Origin of the sequence: Stutzerimonas stutzeri (genome assembly GCF_051028275.1) — a bacterium.
Lineage (GTDB): Bacteria > Pseudomonadota > Gammaproteobacteria > Pseudomonadales > Pseudomonadaceae > Stutzerimonas > Stutzerimonas stutzeri_AS.
Window position 1 is genome coordinate 1,285,609 of the sequence record NZ_CP069269.1, and the last position, 16,298, is coordinate 1,301,906.

Genomic DNA, 16,298 nt, shown 5'->3' on the forward strand with positions numbered 1-16,298 from the left:
TACATGAGCTTTCTGATTCCCGCCGCCTATGCTCAAGAGGCTGCTGCCGGTCCCGCTGGTAGCGGTTTTGAGTGGTTGTTCCTGGTAGGCTTTCTTGTCATTTTCTATCTGATGATCTGGCGCCCGCAGGCCAAACGTGCGAAAGAGCACAAGAACTTGATTAGTGGCCTGCAGAAAGGCGACGAAGTGGTGACGTCGGGCGGTATTGCTGGGAAGGTTACGAAGGTGTCCGACGACTTCGTTGTGATCGAAGTCTCCGACTCGGTAGAGCTGAAGTTCCAGAAGGTGGCGATCGCCGCAACGCTGCCCAAGGGTACGCTGAAGGCCATCTGAGCTGACCTCTACTCAACACCAACGACGGGGCGCGCAAGGCGCCCCGCGTCATTAGACGGGCTGCGTCATGCTCAATAGATTCCCCCTCTGGAAATACCTGCTAATAGTGGTAGTGCTTGGCATTGCCTTCATATATTCGGCGCCCAATCTGTACCCGGATGATCCGGCGGTTCAGATCACAGGCGCTGCGACTTCACTCAATGTCACCGAGGCCGATCTCAACCGAGCCAGCAATGCCCTCGCCGAAGCCGGCATCGAGGTCAAGTCTGCAAGCCTGGACGAGCAGGGACGGGGCGGTTTGCTACGTCTGACTGACCTTGAAGATCAGCTGCCCGCCAAGGATGTGGTGCGTCGTGCTTTGGGTGATGCTTATGTGGTTGCGCTAAACCTTGCACCTACTACACCCGATTGGCTGCGTGATGTCGGTGCAAGCCCGATGAAGCTGGGCCTCGATCTATCTGGCGGTGTGCATTTCCTGCTAGAGGTCGATATGGACAAGGCCATCGAGACGCGCCTCAACGTCTACGAGGGTGAGGTCAAGAGTCTGTTGCGCAAGGAGCGCGTGCGCTATCGCAGTCTTCCTCTGGCTGAGAACGCAGTGCAGTTGGCTTTTGCCGACGAGGCTACCCTTTCGGCTGCTCAGTCGCTCATCCGTAAGAATTTCAATGATTTCGAACTGACCTCCACCGAGCGCAATGGCCAGCATGTGCTGCGCCTGGCCATTACCGAGGCCAAGCTGGCCGAGATTCGTGAGTATTCGATCAAGCAGAACCTGACCACGGTGCGTAACCGGGTCAATGAGCTGGGCGTTTCCGAACCGTTGGTTCAGCGTCAGGGAGCCAATCGCATTGTCGTTGAGCTTCCTGGGGTACAGGACACGGCCGAAGCAAAACGTATCCTGGGCAAGACTGCGAATCTCGAGTTCCGGTTGGCTGCCGAGGCTGATGCTGCTCGTGCCACAACCGAGACCTTCGAGTTCCGTCAAGAGGGGCGCCCGCCGGTACAGCTCGAGCGCAATCTGATTATCACGGGTGACCAGGTCACCGATGCTCAAGCGAGCTATGACGAGAATGGCCGGCCGCAGGTGAATATCCGTCTGGATGGCCATGGCGGCGATTTGATGAATCGCGCCACGCGAAATAACGTCGGGCGCAGCATGGCGGTGGTCTTCATTGAGCAGCGGCCTACTACACGTTACGTCAAACAGATGGTTGACGGCGTTGAGCAGGAAGTTCCTGTGGAGACGTTCCAGGAAGAAAAGAAAGTCATCAGCTTGGCGACCATTCAGTCTCCGTTGGGTAGTCAGTTCCGCATCACCGGTCTGGACGGTCAGGGCGAGTCTTCCGAATTGGCACTGCTTCTTCGTGCCGGTGGCTTGGCCGCGCCGATGTACTTCGCTGAGGAACGCACCATCGGCCCAAGCCTGGGCGCCGAGAACATCCAGCTCGGTGTCGAGGCGGCAATGTGGGGCTTTCTCTTCGTTGCGGTGTTCATGGTGCTGATCTACAAGTTCTTCGGATTGCTGGCTACCGTTGCGCTGCTATTCAACATGGTCGTGTTGATGGCCTTGATGTCGATGCTGGGTGCGACGCTAACGCTGCCGGGTATCGCTGGTATCGTCCTGACGATGGGCATGGCAGTGGATGCCAACGTACTGATTTTCTCCCGTATCCGAGAGGAGATCGCGAACGGCATGTCAGTTCAACGGGCAATTCATGAAGGTTTCGATCGGGCATTCTCGGCGATCGTCGACGGTAACCTGACCACCTTGTTGGTCGGCGGTATCCTCTTTGCGATGGGAACAGGGCCGATCAAGGGATTTGCGGTAACGCTCTCTTTAGGAATCCTAACCTCAATGTTCACTGCGATCGTCGTGACTCGCGCCATGGTCAATCTGATCTACGGCGGCCGCGATCTCAAGAAGTTGTGGATTTAAGGGGTTAGCACGATGAAACGCGTAATCAATTTCATGGGTGTACGGTATATCGCCTTTGCCCTGACCGTTCTGCTCACTTTTGCATCCCTGGCTAGCCTGGCAGTGAAGGGTCTGAACTTCGGACTCGACTTCACTGGCGGCACCTTGATCGAGCTCTCTTATGAGCAGCCAGTCGCGCTCGACCAGATCCGGTCTCAGCTGGCTGGCGCCGCTTTCAATGATGCTGTGGTGCAGAGCTTCGGTGCTACCACGGACGTGCTGGTGCGTATGCCTGGCGACGATCCGCTGCTTGGTGAGCGCATCGCCGAGGCGCTGCGTGGCGGCGAGGCGGGCGGCGCAGTAACGGTTAAGCGTGTCGAGTTCGTCGGGCCGGCGGTTGGTGAGGAACTCCGTGATCAAGGTGGTCTGGGCATGCTGCTTGCCCTTGGCGGTATTCTTGTTTATGTCGCCTTTCGCTTTCAGTGGAAATTCGGGCTAGGGGCAGTGCTGTCGTTGTTTCACGACGTCATTCTGGTTTTGGGTGTGTTCTCCTTTTTCCAGATAACGTTCGACCTGACCGTGTTGGCTGCGGTACTGGCTGTGATCGGCTATTCACTTAACGACACCATTGTCATCTTTGACCGAATCCGCGAAAACTTCCGCATGCTCCGAAAGGCGCAGTTGCTCGAAAACATCAATATCTCGACTACACAAACCCTGCTGCGTACGTTGGCCACATCGATCTCTACATTGCTTGCTGTAGGCGCGTTGATGTTCTTCGGTGGGGAAAACCTGTGGGGATTCTCGCTGGCGTTGTTGATTGGGGTTGGCGCAGGCACGTACTCCTCTGTCTATGTCGCTGGGATGTTGTTGGTGTGGCTGAACCTGACCCGCGAAGATCTGATTCCTCCTGTGGTTGAAGAGGTCGACGAGCTTCCCTGATTAGACGTGTTGAGGCGGTGCGCTGTTTGAGGCGCCGCTGCGGGCTTGGCCCGTCAGAAGAGAGGCACTGCAGTGAATAAGTCGTTGCTGGTCGGTTCTGTCCTTGGATGGTGATCCTGGCCAGCAGGTTGCGGTTCGTAAGGGGCAGTAGATGCTGCTCAACGATGGCCGAAAGCCAAAAAAAACGCCCTGCTAGGGCGTTTTTTTATGACCACGGCTCGGATCGCTCTCAGCGTTTCAGGGCGGGCGTCAGGTGTGGCTGGATGGCTGTGAGTACCGCTTTGAAACATTTGGTGTTGCCGGCAACGATTTGGCCTTTTTCCAGGTACTCATGGCTACCGCCGAAGTCGCTGACCAGGCCGCCCGCTTCCTGTATTAGCAGCGCACCTGCGGCCATGTCCCACTCAGAGAGCCCGAATTCCCAGAACGCGTCATAACGGCCAGCGGCAACGTATGCAAGGTCGAGGCTGGCTGCGCCTGCGCGACGAAGGCCTGCAGTCTGGCCGACCAGGCTGCGGAACATGTTGAGATAGCTGTCGAGATTATCCATTTGCCCATCGCGGAACGGAAAACCCGTGCCGAGGAGCGCGCCTTCCAGGCTTTTGCGTGCACTGACGCGTAGGCGGCGTCCGTTGAGTGCGGCGCCCCGGCCGCGGCTGGCGGTAAATTCTTCCTGCCGGACCGGGTCTAAGACTACTGCATGCTCAAGGCGACCACGGTACTTGCACGCGATGCTGACGGCATAGTGCGGTACGCCGCGCAGGAAGTTGGTCGTGCCGTCCAGCGGGTCAATAACCCACAGGTAATCCTTGCCGTCTCCGGTGCCTTCCAGCAGCCCGCCTTCCTCACCGAGAATGCCGTGGTTCGGATAGGCTTTGCGTAGCGCAGCAACAATCAACTGTTCGGCTGTTCGGTCGATTTCGGAGACGTAATCACGCGCGTCCTTTTCGCTAACCGAGATCACGTCCAGGCGCTCGGTGGAACGAACAATCATTTCGCCAGCGCTACGGGCGGCGCGCAGCGCGATATTCAGCATAGGCTGCATCGATCAAATACCTGGTCGTTTAAAGAAAGCCGACAATTCTATCAGAAACCGACGCGTCGTGTTGCTCGGCGAGGCTCGTTCCGACGGCCAATGGCGAATCCGCCGATGCTTCCTGTAAGCTTTCGCTCAGTTATTTCGACAGAGACCTAATCAGTGTCGCTACAGAACATTCGTGTAGTGCTGGTCAACACCAGTCATGCCGGGAATATCGGTGGTGCTGCTCGCGCCATGAAAAATATGGGGTTGTCCCGCCTGGTGCTGGTGGACCCTGAGGATTTTCCGAGCCCGGACGCTATCGCCCGTGCCTCGGGCGCAACGGATATTCTTGATTCGGCTCAGGTAGTGGCATCGCTTGAAGAGGCGTTGGTGGGATGCAGTCTGGTGTTGGGCACCAGTGCGCGTGATCGCCGCATACCATGGCCATTATTGGATCCTCGCGAGACCGGAACGGTCTGCATGGAGCAGGTTGAGCGGGGCGGGGAGGTCGCGCTGGTGTTCGGCCGGGAATATGCCGGGCTCACCAACGAAGAGCTGCAGCGCTGCCAGTATCATGTCCACATTCCGTCGGACCCCACTTTCAGCTCACTCAATCTGGCTGCTGCGGTTCAGGTGCTTGCTTACGAAGTACGTATGGCCTGGCTGTCGGCTACTAATCAGCCGAGCAAGCAGGAAAAAATCGAAACCACTGCGATGCTGGATGCGGAGCCGGTTACCGCTGATGAGCTTGAGCATTACTACGGCCATCTTGAGCGGACCCTCGTCGAGATAGGCTTTCTCGATCCCGAGAAACCGCGGCACTTGATGCCTCGCTTGCGCAGGCTTTATGGCCGCAGCGGTATCAGCAAGCTGGAGATGAATATCCTCCGCGGGATTCTTACCGAAACGCAAAAAGCTGTCCGCGGAGAACCTCACAAGCGGAGAGTCGATTGATGTTCGAACGCATGCGCGAAGATATCCAAAGCGTTTTTCATCGCGATCCGGCTGCGCGTAACGCATTCGAAGTCGTGACCTGCTATCCGGGCCTCCACGCTGTCTGGTTTCATCGGCTTTCCCATTGGTTGTGGCGCAACGACTGCAAGTGGCTGGCGAGGATGAATTCAAACCTTGCTCGATGGCTGACAGGCATCGAAATACACCCGGGAGCACGGATCGGTCGGCGTTTCTTCATCGACCATGGCATGGGAATCGTAATTGGGGAAACTGCAGAAATCGGCAATGACGTGACGCTCTATCATGGAGTTACGCTCGGGGGTACCAGCTGGAATAAGGGCAAGCGGCACCCAACGCTCGGTGATGGGGTTATCGTAGGTGCGGGCGCGAAGATTCTTGGCCCATTTACGGTCGGTGCGGGCGCCAAGATAGGTTCCAACGCTGTAGTGACTCGTGCAGTCCCCGCTGGCGCTACCGCAGTGGGAATTCCGGGTCGCGTAATCGTGAAAGCCGATGACCAGCAGGAGGCCAAGCGCAAGGCAATCGCAGAGAAAATTGGGTTTGATGCGTATGGTGTTAGCGAGGACATGCCGGACCCGGTAGCGAGAGCTATCGGCCGGCTGCTCGATCATGTTCAGGCCGTTGAAGAGCGGATGGATGGCATGTGCAAGGCCTTGACCGAGCTTGGCAGCGATTACTGCGCAAAGCAGATGCCTGAATTGCGAGAAGAAGACTTTGCGGAAGTCAAAGGGGAAGGCAACGAGCCCGAAGTGCGATAGATGATGGGGCCTGTTATCATGCGTTCAGGGCGAGGCGAAATCTGCCTGCCGCTCCTTCAGTTGTGTCAGTCGGACCTAAAGCCTGAGCAATACAATCGGGCTTATAGTTGATCTAAATAGTCGGGTATTGCATACTTGCCTCAAACCATGATGCTTGGTGCGAACCGATGCGATTGACAACCAAAGGCCGTTACGCCGTCACTGCGATGCTCGATCTCGCGCTTCATGCGCAGCACGGGCCGGTGTCCCTCGCGGATATTTCCGAGCGGCAAGGCATCTCGCTTTCCTACCTTGAGCAACTTTTTGCCAAGCTCCGCCGTGGCAGCCTTGTGACCAGTGTTCGCGGGCCAGGTGGTGGCTATCAGCTTTCTCGCGAAATGGCAGGCATTCAGATCGTGCAGGTCATCGACGCTGTCAACGAGTCAGTCGATGCCACGCGTTGCCAGGGGTTGGGTGATTGTCATTCGGGAGACACCTGTCTGACTCACCACCTGTGGTGCGATTTGAGCCAACAGATCCATGAGTTTTTGAGCGGTATCAGCCTGGCGGATCTGGTGATGCGTCGCGAGGTCCAGGAGGTGGCTTTACGCCAGGATATGCGTCGCGCCAATGGCCAGACACCGCAGCTGGATAAGATTGAAGCGTCCGCCATCGATTGAGCAGGACGACAGCCTGATAGGAGATACCTGATGAAGTTGCCGATTTACCTGGATTACTCCGCCACTACACCGGTCGATCCTCGCGTTGCTGCGAAGATGGTCGAGTGCCTAACTGCCGAAGGGAACTTCGGTAACCCCGCTTCACGTTCTCACGCTTTTGGCTGGAAAGCCGAAGAGGCCGTCGAAAATGCACGCCGCCAAGTTGCCGAGCTGGTGAACGCTGACCCGCGTGAAATAGTCTGGACTTCGGGTGCGACCGAGTCGGACAACCTGGCTATTAAAGGCGTGGCGCATTTCTATGCGTCCAAGGGCAAGCACATCGTGACCAGCAAGATCGAGCATAAGGCTGTTCTGGACACGACTCGTCAGCTTGAGCGTGAAGGCTTCGAGGTCACTTACATCGAACCTGGAGAAGATGGGGTGATTACCCCTGCCATGGTTGAGGCAGCGTTGCGTGATGACACCGTTCTGGTTTCCATCATGCACGTGAACAACGAAATCGGTACGGTCAACGATATCGCAGCGATCGGCGAGCTGACACGCTCACGCGGCGTGCTTTTCCATGTTGACGCTGCTCAATCCACCGGCAAAGTCGAAATTGATCTTGAGAAAATGAAGGTTGATCTCATGTCCTTTTCGGCACACAAGACTTACGGCCCTAAGGGAGTGGGCGCGCTTTATGTAAGACGCAAGCCCCGCGTACGTCTGGAGGCACAAATGCATGGCGGTGGACATGAGCGCGGGATGCGTTCGGGTACGCTGGCGGCACACCAGTCGGTTGGCATGGGCGAAGCGTTCCGCATTGCGAAGCTGGAAATGGCGGCTGAAAACGAACGCATCGCTCAGCTTCGTGACCGCTTCTTCAAGCAGGTCGAGCATCTCGAGGAGCTGTATGTGAACGGCAGCATGACAGCTCGAGTTCCGCACAACCTGAACCTGAGCTTCAACTACGTCGAGGGTGAGTCGCTGATCATGGCGCTCAAGGATCTGGCGGTTTCCTCGGGTTCAGCCTGTACGTCCGCGTCGCTTGAGCCATCCTATGTGCTCCGTGCGCTGGGTCGCAACGACGAGCTTGCGCATAGTTCGATTCGTTTCACCTTTGGTCGCTTCACGACGGAAGAAGAGGTCGATTACGCCGCGCAAAAAGTAAGCGAGGCCGTAACGAAATTGCGCGAGCTTTCACCCTTGTGGGACATGTTCAAAGACGGTGTCGACATTTCTCAGGTCGAGTGGGCAGCCCACTGACCCGTCGATTCACCATAGCCTGATCAAAGAGGATTGCACCATGGCGTACAGTGACAAGGTCATTGACCATTACGAAAACCCCCGCAACGTCGGCAAGTTCGACGCTGAAGATCCCTCCATCGGCACCGGCATGGTTGGTGCTCCAGCGTGTGGCGACGTCATGCGTCTGCAGATCAAGGTCAACGAGCAGGGCGTTATCGAGGACGCGAAGTTCAAGACTTATGGCTGTGGTTCTGCCATCGCTTCGAGCTCGCTTGCGACCGAATGGATGAAAGGCAAGACCCTTGAGGAAGCTGAAACCATCAAAAACACCCAGCTCGCCGAGGAATTGGCGCTGCCCCCGGTGAAGATCCATTGCTCGGTGCTGGCCGAAGATGCGATCAAGGCGGCCGTTCGGGATTACCGCGAGAAGAAAGGGTTGCCGCAGGCCTAAAGGGGGAATCGATGGCTATCAGCATGACAACCGCCGCAGCCAACCATGTCCGCCGTTCGCTGGAAGGGCGGGGCAAGGGGCTTGGTGTCCGATTGGGTGTGCGCACCACTGGCTGTTCCGGCCTGGCTTATGTGCTTGAGTTCGTGGATGAGGCTGCTGCAGAGGACTCGGTGTTTGACAGTCATGGTGTGAAGGTGATCATCGATCCTAAGAGCCTTGTATACCTTGACGGAACGGAGCTCGACTTTGTACGTGAGGGTCTGAACGAAGGTTTCAAATTTAATAACCCGAACGTACGTGGCGAATGCGGCTGCGGCGAAAGCTTCAATATTTGAGGGCGCTGTGGGTACTCCTTGTCATTACGCACTGTTCGACTTACAGCCGGCTTTCGACATTGACCCGGAGATGCTGTCCGCTCGCTACCGAGAGCTGGCTCGAAAGGTTCACCCTGATCGGTTTGCGGACGCCGGAGAGGCCGAGCAGCGGAGTGCCATCGAGCGCTCGGCGAATTTGAACGAGGCCTATCAGACATTGAAAAGCCCTTCGCGGCGCGCCCGCTACCTGCTGACACTTGAAGGTCGCGAGATGCCGCTAGAGGCGACTGTTCAGGATCCCGCATTCCTTATGCAGCAGATGCAATGGCGAGAGGAGCTCGAGGAGCTGCAAGACGATGCGGATATAGACGGTATCGTCTCGTTTAAAGCTCGCATGAAGACTGCCCAAAAGGATCTCCACGAGACGTTCGCCAGTATCTGGAAAGAACAATCGCAGCGCGAGGAAGCGGAGCGGCTGGTGCGCAGGATGCAGTTCCTTGACAAGCTGTCCCAGGAAGTGCGCCAGCTCGAAGAGCGCCTCGACGATTAACCCCGCGCAGCGCGTGACGCTGCGCCCGATATCAGATAGACATGGCCTTACTCCAGATAGCTGAACCGGGACAAAGCCCACAGCCTCACCAGCGTCGGCTGGCAGTTGGCATCGATCTAGGTACCACCAATTCGCTTGTTGCCGCCTTACGCAGCGGCGTCACTGCGCCATTGCCAGATGGGGATGGTGAAGTGATTCTGCCATCTGCGGTGCGCTATCACGCTGATCATGTCGAGGTGGGGCGGCCGGCAAAGTCAGCTGCCTCCAGCGACCCGTTAAACACTATCCTGTCAGCGAAGCGTCTGATGGGGCGTGGCATTGGCGACGTGAAGCAGCTGGGCGGGCAGCTACCGTATCGATTCAGTGAGGGGCAGTCGCAAATGCCCTTCATCGAAACAGTGCAAGGCGCCAAAAGCCCTGTTGAAGTATCGGCAGAAATCCTTCGTGCCTTACGTGAGCGTGCCGAAGCCGTGCTGGGTGGTGAGCTGGTCGGAGCTGTCATAACGGTGCCGGCCTATTTCGACGACGCGCAACGCCAGGCCACCAAGGATGCCGCCCGTTTAGCCAATCTGAATGTGCTACGTCTGCTCAATGAGCCAACGGCGGCTGCCGTTGCCTATGGCCTGGATCGTGAGGCTGAAGGCGTCGTGGCTATCTATGATTTAGGTGGCGGAACCTTCGACATTTCCATACTGCGCTTGAGTCGCGGTGTGTTCGAGGTCCTGGCCACCGGTGGAGACACTGCGCTTGGCGGAGACGACTTTGATCACGCAATTGCTGGATGGATTCTTGCCCAGGCTGGAGCCTCTGAAGACCTAGACCCCGGCGCACAGCGCGAGCTGCTTAGAGTTGCCTGTGACGCAAAAGAGCGACTTAGCGAAGTTCAGACGATCGATGTCCGTTACGCAGGTTGGCAGGGTGCGTTGAGCCGCACTACGTTCAACGAGCTCATCGATCCGCTGATCGCTCGCAGCCTCAAGTCTTGCCGGCGGGCATTGCGTGACTCCTCCGTCGAACTTGATGAGGTTCATGCTGTAGTGATGGTGGGTGGGTCCACCCGAGTCCCACGGGTTCGCGAAAAGGTTGGGGAAATGTTTGGTCAGGAGCCGCTGACCGATATCGACCCCGACCAGGTCGTAGCGATTGGTGCAGCGATTCAGGCCGAGACACTGGCAGGTAACAATCGTGACGGGGAGGAGCTATTGCTTCTCGATGTCATACCGTTGTCGCTTGGGCTGGAAACCATGGGCGGTCTGATGGAGAAAATCATTCCGCGTAACACCACCATACCCGTTGCCCGTGCACAAGAGTTCACCACGTACAAGGATGGCCAGACGGCCATGATGATCCATGTGCTTCAAGGTGAGCGCGAACTCATCGCTGATTGTCGGTCACTGGCTCGATTCGAGCTTCGGGGCATTCCGCCAATGGTGGCGGGCGCAGCAAAAATCCGCGTCACTTTTCAGGTCGACGCGGACGGGCTGCTCAGTGTATCGGCGCGTGAGCTCGCATCCGGCGTCGAATCGAGCATCCAGGTGAAGCCATCTTATGGGCTGACCGACGGTGAAATTGCTCAGATGCTGCAAGATTCGTTTCATAAGGCCAACGAAGACAAGGTAGCCCGAGCACTGCGTGAGCAGATGGTCGATGCGCAGCGTTTGCTCGAAGCGGTTGAAAGCGCGTTAGCGGTCGACGGCGAAAGATTGCTCGAAAAAGACGAGCGTGCCGCAATCGAATCAGAAATGACTGAATTACGTATGCTTCTCGATAGCAGGGACGGTACAGCCATCGAACGTCAGGTCAAACGCCTGAGCCAGATCACCGATGCTTTCGCTGCGCGCAGATTAGATTCCACCGTCAAGGCCGCGCTGGCTGGACGGCGGCTCAACGACATTGAGGAATGACCCAAATGCCGCAGATTGTTTTCCTGCCTCACGCCGACCATTGTCCGGACGGGGCAGTTGTAGAAGCTCAGCCCGGTGAGACAGTGCTTGATGCCGCACTGCGCAATGGTATCGATATCGAGCATGCCTGCGAAAAGTCGTGTGCCTGCACGACTTGTCACGTCGTTATTCGTGAGGGGTTCGCTTCGTTGGAGGCCTCCGATGAACTTGAGGATGACATGTTGGATAAGGCGTGGGGGCTGGAGCCTACTTCCCGGCTGTCATGTCAGGCCGCGGTCGCTGATGCCGACCTGGTTGTCGAGATCCCGAAGTACACAATCAACCAAGTCTCCGAAGGCCATTGAGGCAAGGTGAACCATGGCGCTTAAGTGGTCCGATGTATTGGATATCGCAATTGAATTGGCTGAATGCAAACCTGACGTGGACCCTCGCTACGTGAATTTCGTCGAGTTGCATCGTTGGGTAGTAGAGCTGCCAGACTTCGCTGACGATCCAACTCGCGGTGGTGAGAAAGTGCTTGAGGCCATACAGGCGGCCTGGATCGAAGAGGTCTAGCCCGTCTTCGCCGTCAGGTGGGTTTCAATAGAAGTTCGGTCTGGCTTCTGTTCTGCTCAACCACCAGTGCTCGGAGCCGCCCTTATATTTTTAATCGTGACCCGCGTATAATTCGCGGGTTTACTCGTTTGCTTTAACCTCATGATTTTTGGAGTTTCAAATGGCCCTGCAACGCACTTTTTCTATTATCAAGCCTGACGCTGTAGCCAAGAACGTTATCGGCGAGATCACCTCTCGCTTCGAGAAAGCCGGATTGCGCGTTGTCGCTTCGAAGATGATCCAGTTGTCCGAGCGTGAAGCGGGCGGTTTTTATGCTGAGCACAGCGAGCGCGGTTTCTTCAAGGATTTGGTTGCTTTCATGGTGTCGGGTCCGGTGATCGTTCAGGTCCTGGAAGGTGAAGACGCGATCGCCAAAAACCGTGAGCTGATGGGTGCTACCAACCCGAAGGAAGCCGCTCCGGGCACCATTCGCGCCGATTTCGCTGTTTCCATCGACGAGAACGCTGTACATGGTTCTGATTCCGAAGCCTCTGCTGCTCGTGAAATCGCTTATTTCTTCTCTGCCACCGAAGTGTGCGCCCGCATTCGCTGATTAGGCGAAGGTGAATCCAGATGACTGCTACGACCGGTAAAGTGAATCTGCTGGGGCTGACCCAGCCACAGTTGGAAAGCTTCTTCGATTCAATAGGGGAGAAGCGCTTTCGTGCCGGTCAGGTCATGAAATGGATTCATCACTATGGCGTCGATGATTTCGACGCCATGAGTAATATCGGCAAGGCCTTGCGCGAAAAGCTCAAGGCCTCAGCCGAAATCCGCGGCCCCGAGGTTGTCAGTGAGGACATTTCGACTGACGGCACCCGTAAATGGGTTGTGCGTGTGGCTTCGGGTAGCTGTGTGGAGACCGTCTATATCCCTCAGGGTGGGCGTGGCACGCTTTGCGTTTCCTCCCAGGCCGGCTGTGCGTTGGACTGCAGCTTCTGCTCGACCGGCAAGCAAGGTTTCAATAGCAATCTCACCGCCTCTGAGGTCATAGGTCAGGTCTGGATTGCCAATAAGTCATTCGGCACCATTCCGGCCAAGGTCGATCGAGCCATCACCAACGTTGTAATGATGGGCATGGGCGAACCCTTGCTCAATTTCGATAACGTTGTCGCTGCCATGCAGATCATGATGGATGACCTTGGGTACGGGATTTCCAAGCGTAAGGTGACGCTTTCGACATCGGGTGTAGTGCCGATGATCGAAGAGTTGTCGAAGGTGATTGATGTGTCTTTGGCTTTGTCACTGCATGCGCCGAACGATGCGCTGCGTGACCAGTTGGTGCCAATTAACAAGAAATATCCCTTGGAGATGCTACTGGCGGCTTGTCAGCGATATATCTCCAATCTCGGTGAGAAGCGCGTTCTCACTATTGAATACACGCTGTTGCAGGGCGTGAACGATCAGCCCGAGCATGCCGAGCAAATGGTTGCTTTGCTGGCTAAAATTCCGTGCAAAATCAATCTGATTCCGTTCAATCCCTTTCCGCATTCCGGATATGAGCGGCCGAGCAACAATGCAATCCGTCGTTTTCAGGACATCCTGCATAAAGCTGGGCACAATGTAACGGTGCGTACCACTCGTGGTGAGGACATTGACGCCGCCTGCGGCCAGCTGGTCGGCCAAGTGCTGGACCGAACCCGCCGAAGCGAGCGCTACATCGCGGTGCGCGAGCTGCAATCTGAGCCCGTAATAGCGCCTGTCGCTACGAATCGTTCCTGAGGGGGATGCTGATGACCATGCGCGTTGCGCTGCTGTTTGTGCTCGCTAGCCTTATGGCTGGCTGTGTGTCTTCCGGTTCAACCAATCCGATGCGTACCCCGGAAGGACGTGACGAAGCACGTGATGCGTATATCGAACTTGGCATCGGCTATTTGCAGCAAGGCGAGGCGTCCCGCGCGAAGACGCCACTCCGTAAGGCGCTCGAGCTGGACCCGAACAGCGCAGACGCGCATGCCGCTTTGGCGCTGGTATTTCAGACCGAGATGGAAAACCAGCTAGCAGACGAGCATTATCGCAAAGCACTTTCCAGCCATAACGACGCTCGCATCCTCAATAACTACGGTAGCTTTCTTTTCGAGCAAAAACGCTATCAGGAAGCAATGGATCGGTTCACAAAGGCAGCCGAGGACAACCTCTATCCAGGACGTTCTCATGTCTTCCAGAATATGGGCATGACAGCACTGATGCTCGATCAGCGCGAACAGGCCGAAACCTATTTCACCCGTGCGTTGCGACTGGATAGCCGCCAGCCGCGTGCATTGCTTGAGTTGGCCGTGATGGCTTACGAAGATAAGCAGTTTGTTCCTGCAAAGCGTTACTACGAAGCGTTTAGCAGCCTTTCCGAGCAGAACGCCCGCAGTCTGTTGCTCGGTATTCGACTTGCCAAAATCCATCAGGACCGCGATCTGGCGGCCAGTCTGGGCCTTCAGCTCAAGCGCCTTTATCCAGGTACGCCTGAATATCTACAGTATCTTTCGGAGCAATGATGATAGCGCCACACTCTGAAGCCGCTGCCCCGACGGCTCTGGCCAATCCTGGCGAAACATTACGTGCAGAACGTGAGAGCAAAGGCCTGTCGATTACTTCGGTGGCTAGGCAGCTTAATCTTTCTGAGCGGTCGCTTATGCAGATCGAGGCGGGTGATTTCAGTCAGCTTCCCGGTCATACGTTCGCACGCGGTTACGTGCGTGCTTACGCCAAGTTGTTGGGGTTGGACCAGAATCGTCTCGTACGGCAGTTCGATCACCACACAGGTACAGATGCAACTGGCAGCAGCGTAAACAGCCTGGGCCACATCGACCAGCCAGTGCGCTTGTCTCGTAGCATGGTGCGCTTCTTTACGTTCATCTTGACGCTCGTGATTGGTGTTGGTGCTTTTTTATGGTGGCAGGATCGCTCCTCCCGCACCGAGTCCGGCCCGTCAGTCACTGCGTTGGAGAGAATCGAGGTTGAGGCTGCGGACGGTACCACTGAAATACACCTGCTTGATCGAGCGGAAGATCCTGTTGAGCTCGAACCGCTCGATCCAGCCGAGCCAGCCGAACCGGCACCTGAGCAACCAAGCGGGGAAGCCCCCGCGCCCGGTCCGGAAACCTCTCCGCTTGATGGGCAGCCGGCGACTGGCACACCGGTTGAAGGCAGTCCAGCAGCCCTGACAAGCGAGACTTCGGTGCCTGCTCAAGATAGCGACGTCACGCCCGAGCCGACCGGCGAAACGTTGCCAGCAGCTCCCGCCGACGCCACATCGGCACCGGTTGCGGCTGAAACGGAGTCCGTCGCGCCCGGAGAAGGGCGCCTGACGTTGGTTTATACCGCCGACTGCTGGACACGAGTCACCGATGTTAACGGTAAAGTCCTCTATAGCGGGCTGGCGAAGGCCGGCTCGTCTCGCACGTTGGTTGGCGAAACCCCACTGGATCTACATCTGGGCTTCGCCTCCGGCGTCCAGGTGAGCTTCAATGGCGAGCCCGTCAGCCTTTCTGGCAAAACGCGCGGTGAGACTGCTCGCCTCAAGCTAGGACAGTAATCATGCACAGTGAGTCTCCCATCAAGCGTCGCCACTCCCGAAAGATCTGGGTCGGTAGCGTACCTGTAGGCGGTGATGCCCCTATCGCCGTGCAGAGTATGACGAATACCGAAACCTGCGATGTGGATGCTACCGTCGAGCAGATCGAGCGATTGAAAAATGCGGGCGCCGACATCGTTCGTGTGTCGGTTCCTTCAATGGAGGCGGCCGAGGCGTTCGGTAAGATCAAGCAGCGGGTCAGTCTGCCCTTGGTGGCGGATATACATTTCGATTATCAGATTGCACTGCGTGTCGCTGAGCTTGGCGTCGATTGCCTACGTATCAACCCCGGCAATATTGGTCGCGAGGACCGGGTCCGCGCCGTTGTTGAGGCGGCGCGCGATAGGGGCATTCCTATCCGCATTGGCGTAAATGCCGGCTCGCTGGAAAAAGATCTGCAGAAAAAGTATGGCGAGCCTACTCCCGAGGCGCTGGTTGAGTCCGCGTTGCGTCATGTAGAGCATCTCGATCGTTTGAACTTCGCGGATTTCAAAGTCAGCGTGAAGGCATCAGACGTATTCATGGCCGTCGCGGCCTACCGGTTGCTGGCTGACAAGATTGAACAGCCCCTCCATCTGGGGATCACGGAGGCCGGTGGCCTGCGCTCCGGTACGGTGAAGTCGGCTGTCGGTCTGGGAATGCTGCTTGCCGAAGGTATCGGCGACACCATCCGCATTTCGCTTGCCGCAGATCCGGTAGAAGAGATCAAGGTTGGCTTCGATATCCTCAAGTCGTTGCGCCTGCGTTCACGAGGAATCAACTTCATTGCCTGTCCAAGCTGCTCGCGGCAAAACTTCGACGTGGTCAAGACCATGAACGACCTCGAGGGTAGGCTCGATGATCTGCTGGTCCCGATGGATGTTGCAGTAATTGGCTGTGTAGTTAACGGTCCTGGTGAGGCCAAAGAGGCCCACATCGGTTTGACCGGAGGGACGCCGAACAACCTCATCTATATCGACGGCAAGCCAGCCCAGAAACTGAACAACGACAATCTGGTAGACGAACTGGAACAGCTGATTCGTCGCAAAGCCGCTGAAAAGGCCGAGACAGACGCTGCGCTGATCGTGCGTAGCTGATTTTAAGGAAC

At 56.8% G+C, this 16,298-nt stretch carries 19 protein-coding genes; 18 read left to right on the forward strand and 1 reads right to left on the reverse strand.

Going from position 1 to position 16,298, the window contains the following annotated elements:
- Nucleotides 1-3 precede the first annotated feature (3 nt).
- From yajC to secF, 3 genes are all read left to right on the forward strand, one after another.
- Nucleotides 4-333 (forward strand): preprotein translocase subunit YajC, encoded by a 330-nt coding sequence (yajC, locus tag JQR87_RS05900; RefSeq protein WP_407291704.1) that lies wholly within the window; start codon nt 4-6, stop codon nt 331-333.
- Between the two features lie 67 nt (nt 334-400).
- A complete protein-coding gene (gene secD, locus JQR87_RS05905; protein ID WP_407291703.1) occupies nt 401-2,269 on the forward strand; it encodes a protein translocase subunit SecD in 1,869 nt (622 codons plus the stop codon).
- A 12-nt stretch (nt 2,270-2,281) separates the two neighbouring features.
- Complete coding sequence (secF, locus tag JQR87_RS05910) at nt 2,282-3,190, forward strand: protein translocase subunit SecF (protein ID WP_407291702.1); 909 nt, start codon at nt 2,282-2,284, stop codon at nt 3,188-3,190.
- A gap of 229 nt (nt 3,191-3,419) precedes the next feature.
- On the opposite strand, the gene suhB is transcribed toward secF, so the two are convergent.
- Nucleotides 3,420-4,235: a type III secretion system regulator SuhB gene (suhB, locus tag JQR87_RS05915; protein WP_407291701.1), complete on the reverse strand. Its 816-nt coding sequence runs from the start codon at nt 4,233-4,235 to the stop codon at nt 3,420-3,422.
- 153 nt (nt 4,236-4,388) lie between these two features.
- Between suhB and trmJ the strand changes: the two genes are divergently transcribed.
- The 15 genes from trmJ (at nt 4,389) to ispG (ending at nt 16,287) form a co-directional block, all read left to right on the forward strand.
- Nucleotides 4,389-5,165, forward strand: coding sequence for a tRNA (cytosine(32)/uridine(32)-2'-O)-methyltransferase TrmJ (gene trmJ, locus JQR87_RS05920; RefSeq protein ID WP_407291700.1), 777 nt, complete (start codon nt 4,389-4,391; stop codon nt 5,163-5,165).
- Nucleotides 5,165-5,944 (forward strand): serine O-acetyltransferase, encoded by a 780-nt coding sequence (gene cysE / locus JQR87_RS05925; protein ID WP_407291699.1) that lies wholly within the window; start codon nt 5,165-5,167, stop codon nt 5,942-5,944. Before trmJ ends, cysE begins: the two co-directional genes overlap by 1 nt.
- A gap of 167 nt (nt 5,945-6,111) precedes the next feature.
- On the forward strand, nt 6,112-6,603 hold the full coding sequence (iscR, locus tag JQR87_RS05930; protein ID WP_407291698.1) for a Fe-S cluster assembly transcriptional regulator IscR: 492 nt from the start codon (nt 6,112-6,114) through the stop codon (nt 6,601-6,603).
- A 30-nt stretch (nt 6,604-6,633) separates the two neighbouring features.
- Nucleotides 6,634-7,848 carry an IscS subfamily cysteine desulfurase gene (locus JQR87_RS05935; RefSeq protein ID WP_407291696.1) on the forward strand — a complete coding sequence of 405 codons (1,215 nt, stop codon included), beginning with the start codon at nt 6,634-6,636 and terminating at the stop codon, nt 7,846-7,848.
- Between the two features lie 40 nt (nt 7,849-7,888).
- Nucleotides 7,889-8,281 carry a Fe-S cluster assembly scaffold IscU gene (gene iscU / locus JQR87_RS05940; RefSeq protein WP_045425243.1) on the forward strand — a complete coding sequence of 131 codons (393 nt, stop codon included), beginning with the start codon at nt 7,889-7,891 and terminating at the stop codon, nt 8,279-8,281.
- Between the two features lie 11 nt (nt 8,282-8,292).
- Entirely contained in the window at nt 8,293-8,616 is a 324-nt protein-coding gene (gene iscA / locus JQR87_RS05945) for an iron-sulfur cluster assembly protein IscA (RefSeq protein WP_021209490.1), read from the forward strand.
- A gap of 7 nt (nt 8,617-8,623) precedes the next feature.
- A complete protein-coding gene (gene hscB, locus JQR87_RS05950; protein ID WP_407291695.1) occupies nt 8,624-9,145 on the forward strand; it encodes a co-chaperone HscB in 522 nt (173 codons plus the stop codon).
- Nucleotides 9,146-9,186: 41 nt separating this feature from the next.
- Nucleotides 9,187-11,049, forward strand: coding sequence for a Fe-S protein assembly chaperone HscA (gene hscA / locus JQR87_RS05955; RefSeq protein WP_407291693.1), 1,863 nt, complete (start codon nt 9,187-9,189; stop codon nt 11,047-11,049).
- A gap of 5 nt (nt 11,050-11,054) precedes the next feature.
- Nucleotides 11,055-11,393 carry an ISC system 2Fe-2S type ferredoxin gene (gene fdx, locus JQR87_RS05960; protein ID WP_407291692.1) on the forward strand — a complete coding sequence of 113 codons (339 nt, stop codon included), beginning with the start codon at nt 11,055-11,057 and terminating at the stop codon, nt 11,391-11,393.
- 13 nt (nt 11,394-11,406) lie between these two features.
- On the forward strand, nt 11,407-11,604 hold the full coding sequence (iscX, locus tag JQR87_RS05965; protein ID WP_407291691.1) for a Fe-S cluster assembly protein IscX: 198 nt from the start codon (nt 11,407-11,409) through the stop codon (nt 11,602-11,604).
- A 160-nt stretch (nt 11,605-11,764) separates the two neighbouring features.
- Nucleotides 11,765-12,196 carry a nucleoside-diphosphate kinase gene (ndk, locus tag JQR87_RS05970; RefSeq protein WP_407291690.1) on the forward strand — a complete coding sequence of 144 codons (432 nt, stop codon included), beginning with the start codon at nt 11,765-11,767 and terminating at the stop codon, nt 12,194-12,196.
- A gap of 20 nt (nt 12,197-12,216) precedes the next feature.
- Nucleotides 12,217-13,365 carry a 23S rRNA (adenine(2503)-C(2))-methyltransferase RlmN gene (rlmN, locus tag JQR87_RS05975; protein WP_407291689.1) on the forward strand — a complete coding sequence of 383 codons (1,149 nt, stop codon included), beginning with the start codon at nt 12,217-12,219 and terminating at the stop codon, nt 13,363-13,365.
- A gap of 11 nt (nt 13,366-13,376) precedes the next feature.
- Nucleotides 13,377-14,132 carry a type IV pilus biogenesis/stability protein PilW gene (gene pilW / locus JQR87_RS05980; protein WP_407291688.1) on the forward strand — a complete coding sequence of 252 codons (756 nt, stop codon included), beginning with the start codon at nt 13,377-13,379 and terminating at the stop codon, nt 14,130-14,132.
- Nucleotides 14,132-15,172 carry a RodZ domain-containing protein gene (locus tag JQR87_RS05985; RefSeq protein WP_407291687.1) on the forward strand — a complete coding sequence of 347 codons (1,041 nt, stop codon included), beginning with the start codon at nt 14,132-14,134 and terminating at the stop codon, nt 15,170-15,172. Before pilW ends, JQR87_RS05985 begins: the two co-directional genes overlap by 1 nt.
- Before the next feature lie 2 nt (nt 15,173-15,174).
- On the forward strand, nt 15,175-16,287 hold the full coding sequence (gene ispG, locus JQR87_RS05990) for a flavodoxin-dependent (E)-4-hydroxy-3-methylbut-2-enyl-diphosphate synthase (protein ID WP_407291685.1): 1,113 nt from the start codon (nt 15,175-15,177) through the stop codon (nt 16,285-16,287).
- The last annotated feature ends 11 nt before the right edge of the window (nt 16,288-16,298 follow it).

Excerpts from the sequence above, each read along its gene's own strand:
- yajC (WP_407291704.1), top strand. The coding sequence starts at position 4 with ATGAGCTTTCTGATTCCCGCCGCCTATGCTCAAGAGGCTGCTGCCGGT.
- secD (WP_407291703.1), top strand. The coding sequence starts at position 401 with ATGCTCAATAGATTCCCCCTCTGGAAATACCTGCTAATAGTGGTAGTG.
- secF (WP_407291702.1), top strand. The coding sequence starts at position 2,282 with ATGAAACGCGTAATCAATTTCATGGGTGTACGGTATATCGCCTTTGCC.
- suhB (WP_407291701.1), bottom strand. The coding sequence starts at position 4,235 with ATGCAGCCTATGCTGAATATCGCGCTGCGCGCCGCCCGTAGCGCTGGC.
- cysE (WP_407291699.1), top strand. The coding sequence starts at position 5,165 with ATGTTCGAACGCATGCGCGAAGATATCCAAAGCGTTTTTCATCGCGAT.
- iscR (WP_407291698.1), top strand. The coding sequence starts at position 6,112 with ATGCGATTGACAACCAAAGGCCGTTACGCCGTCACTGCGATGCTCGAT.
- JQR87_RS05935 (WP_407291696.1), top strand. The coding sequence starts at position 6,634 with ATGAAGTTGCCGATTTACCTGGATTACTCCGCCACTACACCGGTCGAT.
- iscU (WP_045425243.1), top strand. The coding sequence starts at position 7,889 with ATGGCGTACAGTGACAAGGTCATTGACCATTACGAAAACCCCCGCAAC.
- iscA (WP_021209490.1), top strand. The coding sequence starts at position 8,293 with ATGGCTATCAGCATGACAACCGCCGCAGCCAACCATGTCCGCCGTTCG.
- hscA (WP_407291693.1), top strand. The coding sequence starts at position 9,187 with ATGGCCTTACTCCAGATAGCTGAACCGGGACAAAGCCCACAGCCTCAC.
- fdx (WP_407291692.1), top strand. The coding sequence starts at position 11,055 with ATGCCGCAGATTGTTTTCCTGCCTCACGCCGACCATTGTCCGGACGGG.
- iscX (WP_407291691.1), top strand. The coding sequence starts at position 11,407 with ATGGCGCTTAAGTGGTCCGATGTATTGGATATCGCAATTGAATTGGCT.
- ndk (WP_407291690.1), top strand. The coding sequence starts at position 11,765 with ATGGCCCTGCAACGCACTTTTTCTATTATCAAGCCTGACGCTGTAGCC.
- rlmN (WP_407291689.1), top strand. The coding sequence starts at position 12,217 with ATGACTGCTACGACCGGTAAAGTGAATCTGCTGGGGCTGACCCAGCCA.
- pilW (WP_407291688.1), top strand. The coding sequence starts at position 13,377 with ATGACCATGCGCGTTGCGCTGCTGTTTGTGCTCGCTAGCCTTATGGCT.
- JQR87_RS05985 (WP_407291687.1), top strand. The coding sequence starts at position 14,132 with ATGATAGCGCCACACTCTGAAGCCGCTGCCCCGACGGCTCTGGCCAAT.
- ispG (WP_407291685.1), top strand. The coding sequence starts at position 15,175 with ATGCACAGTGAGTCTCCCATCAAGCGTCGCCACTCCCGAAAGATCTGG.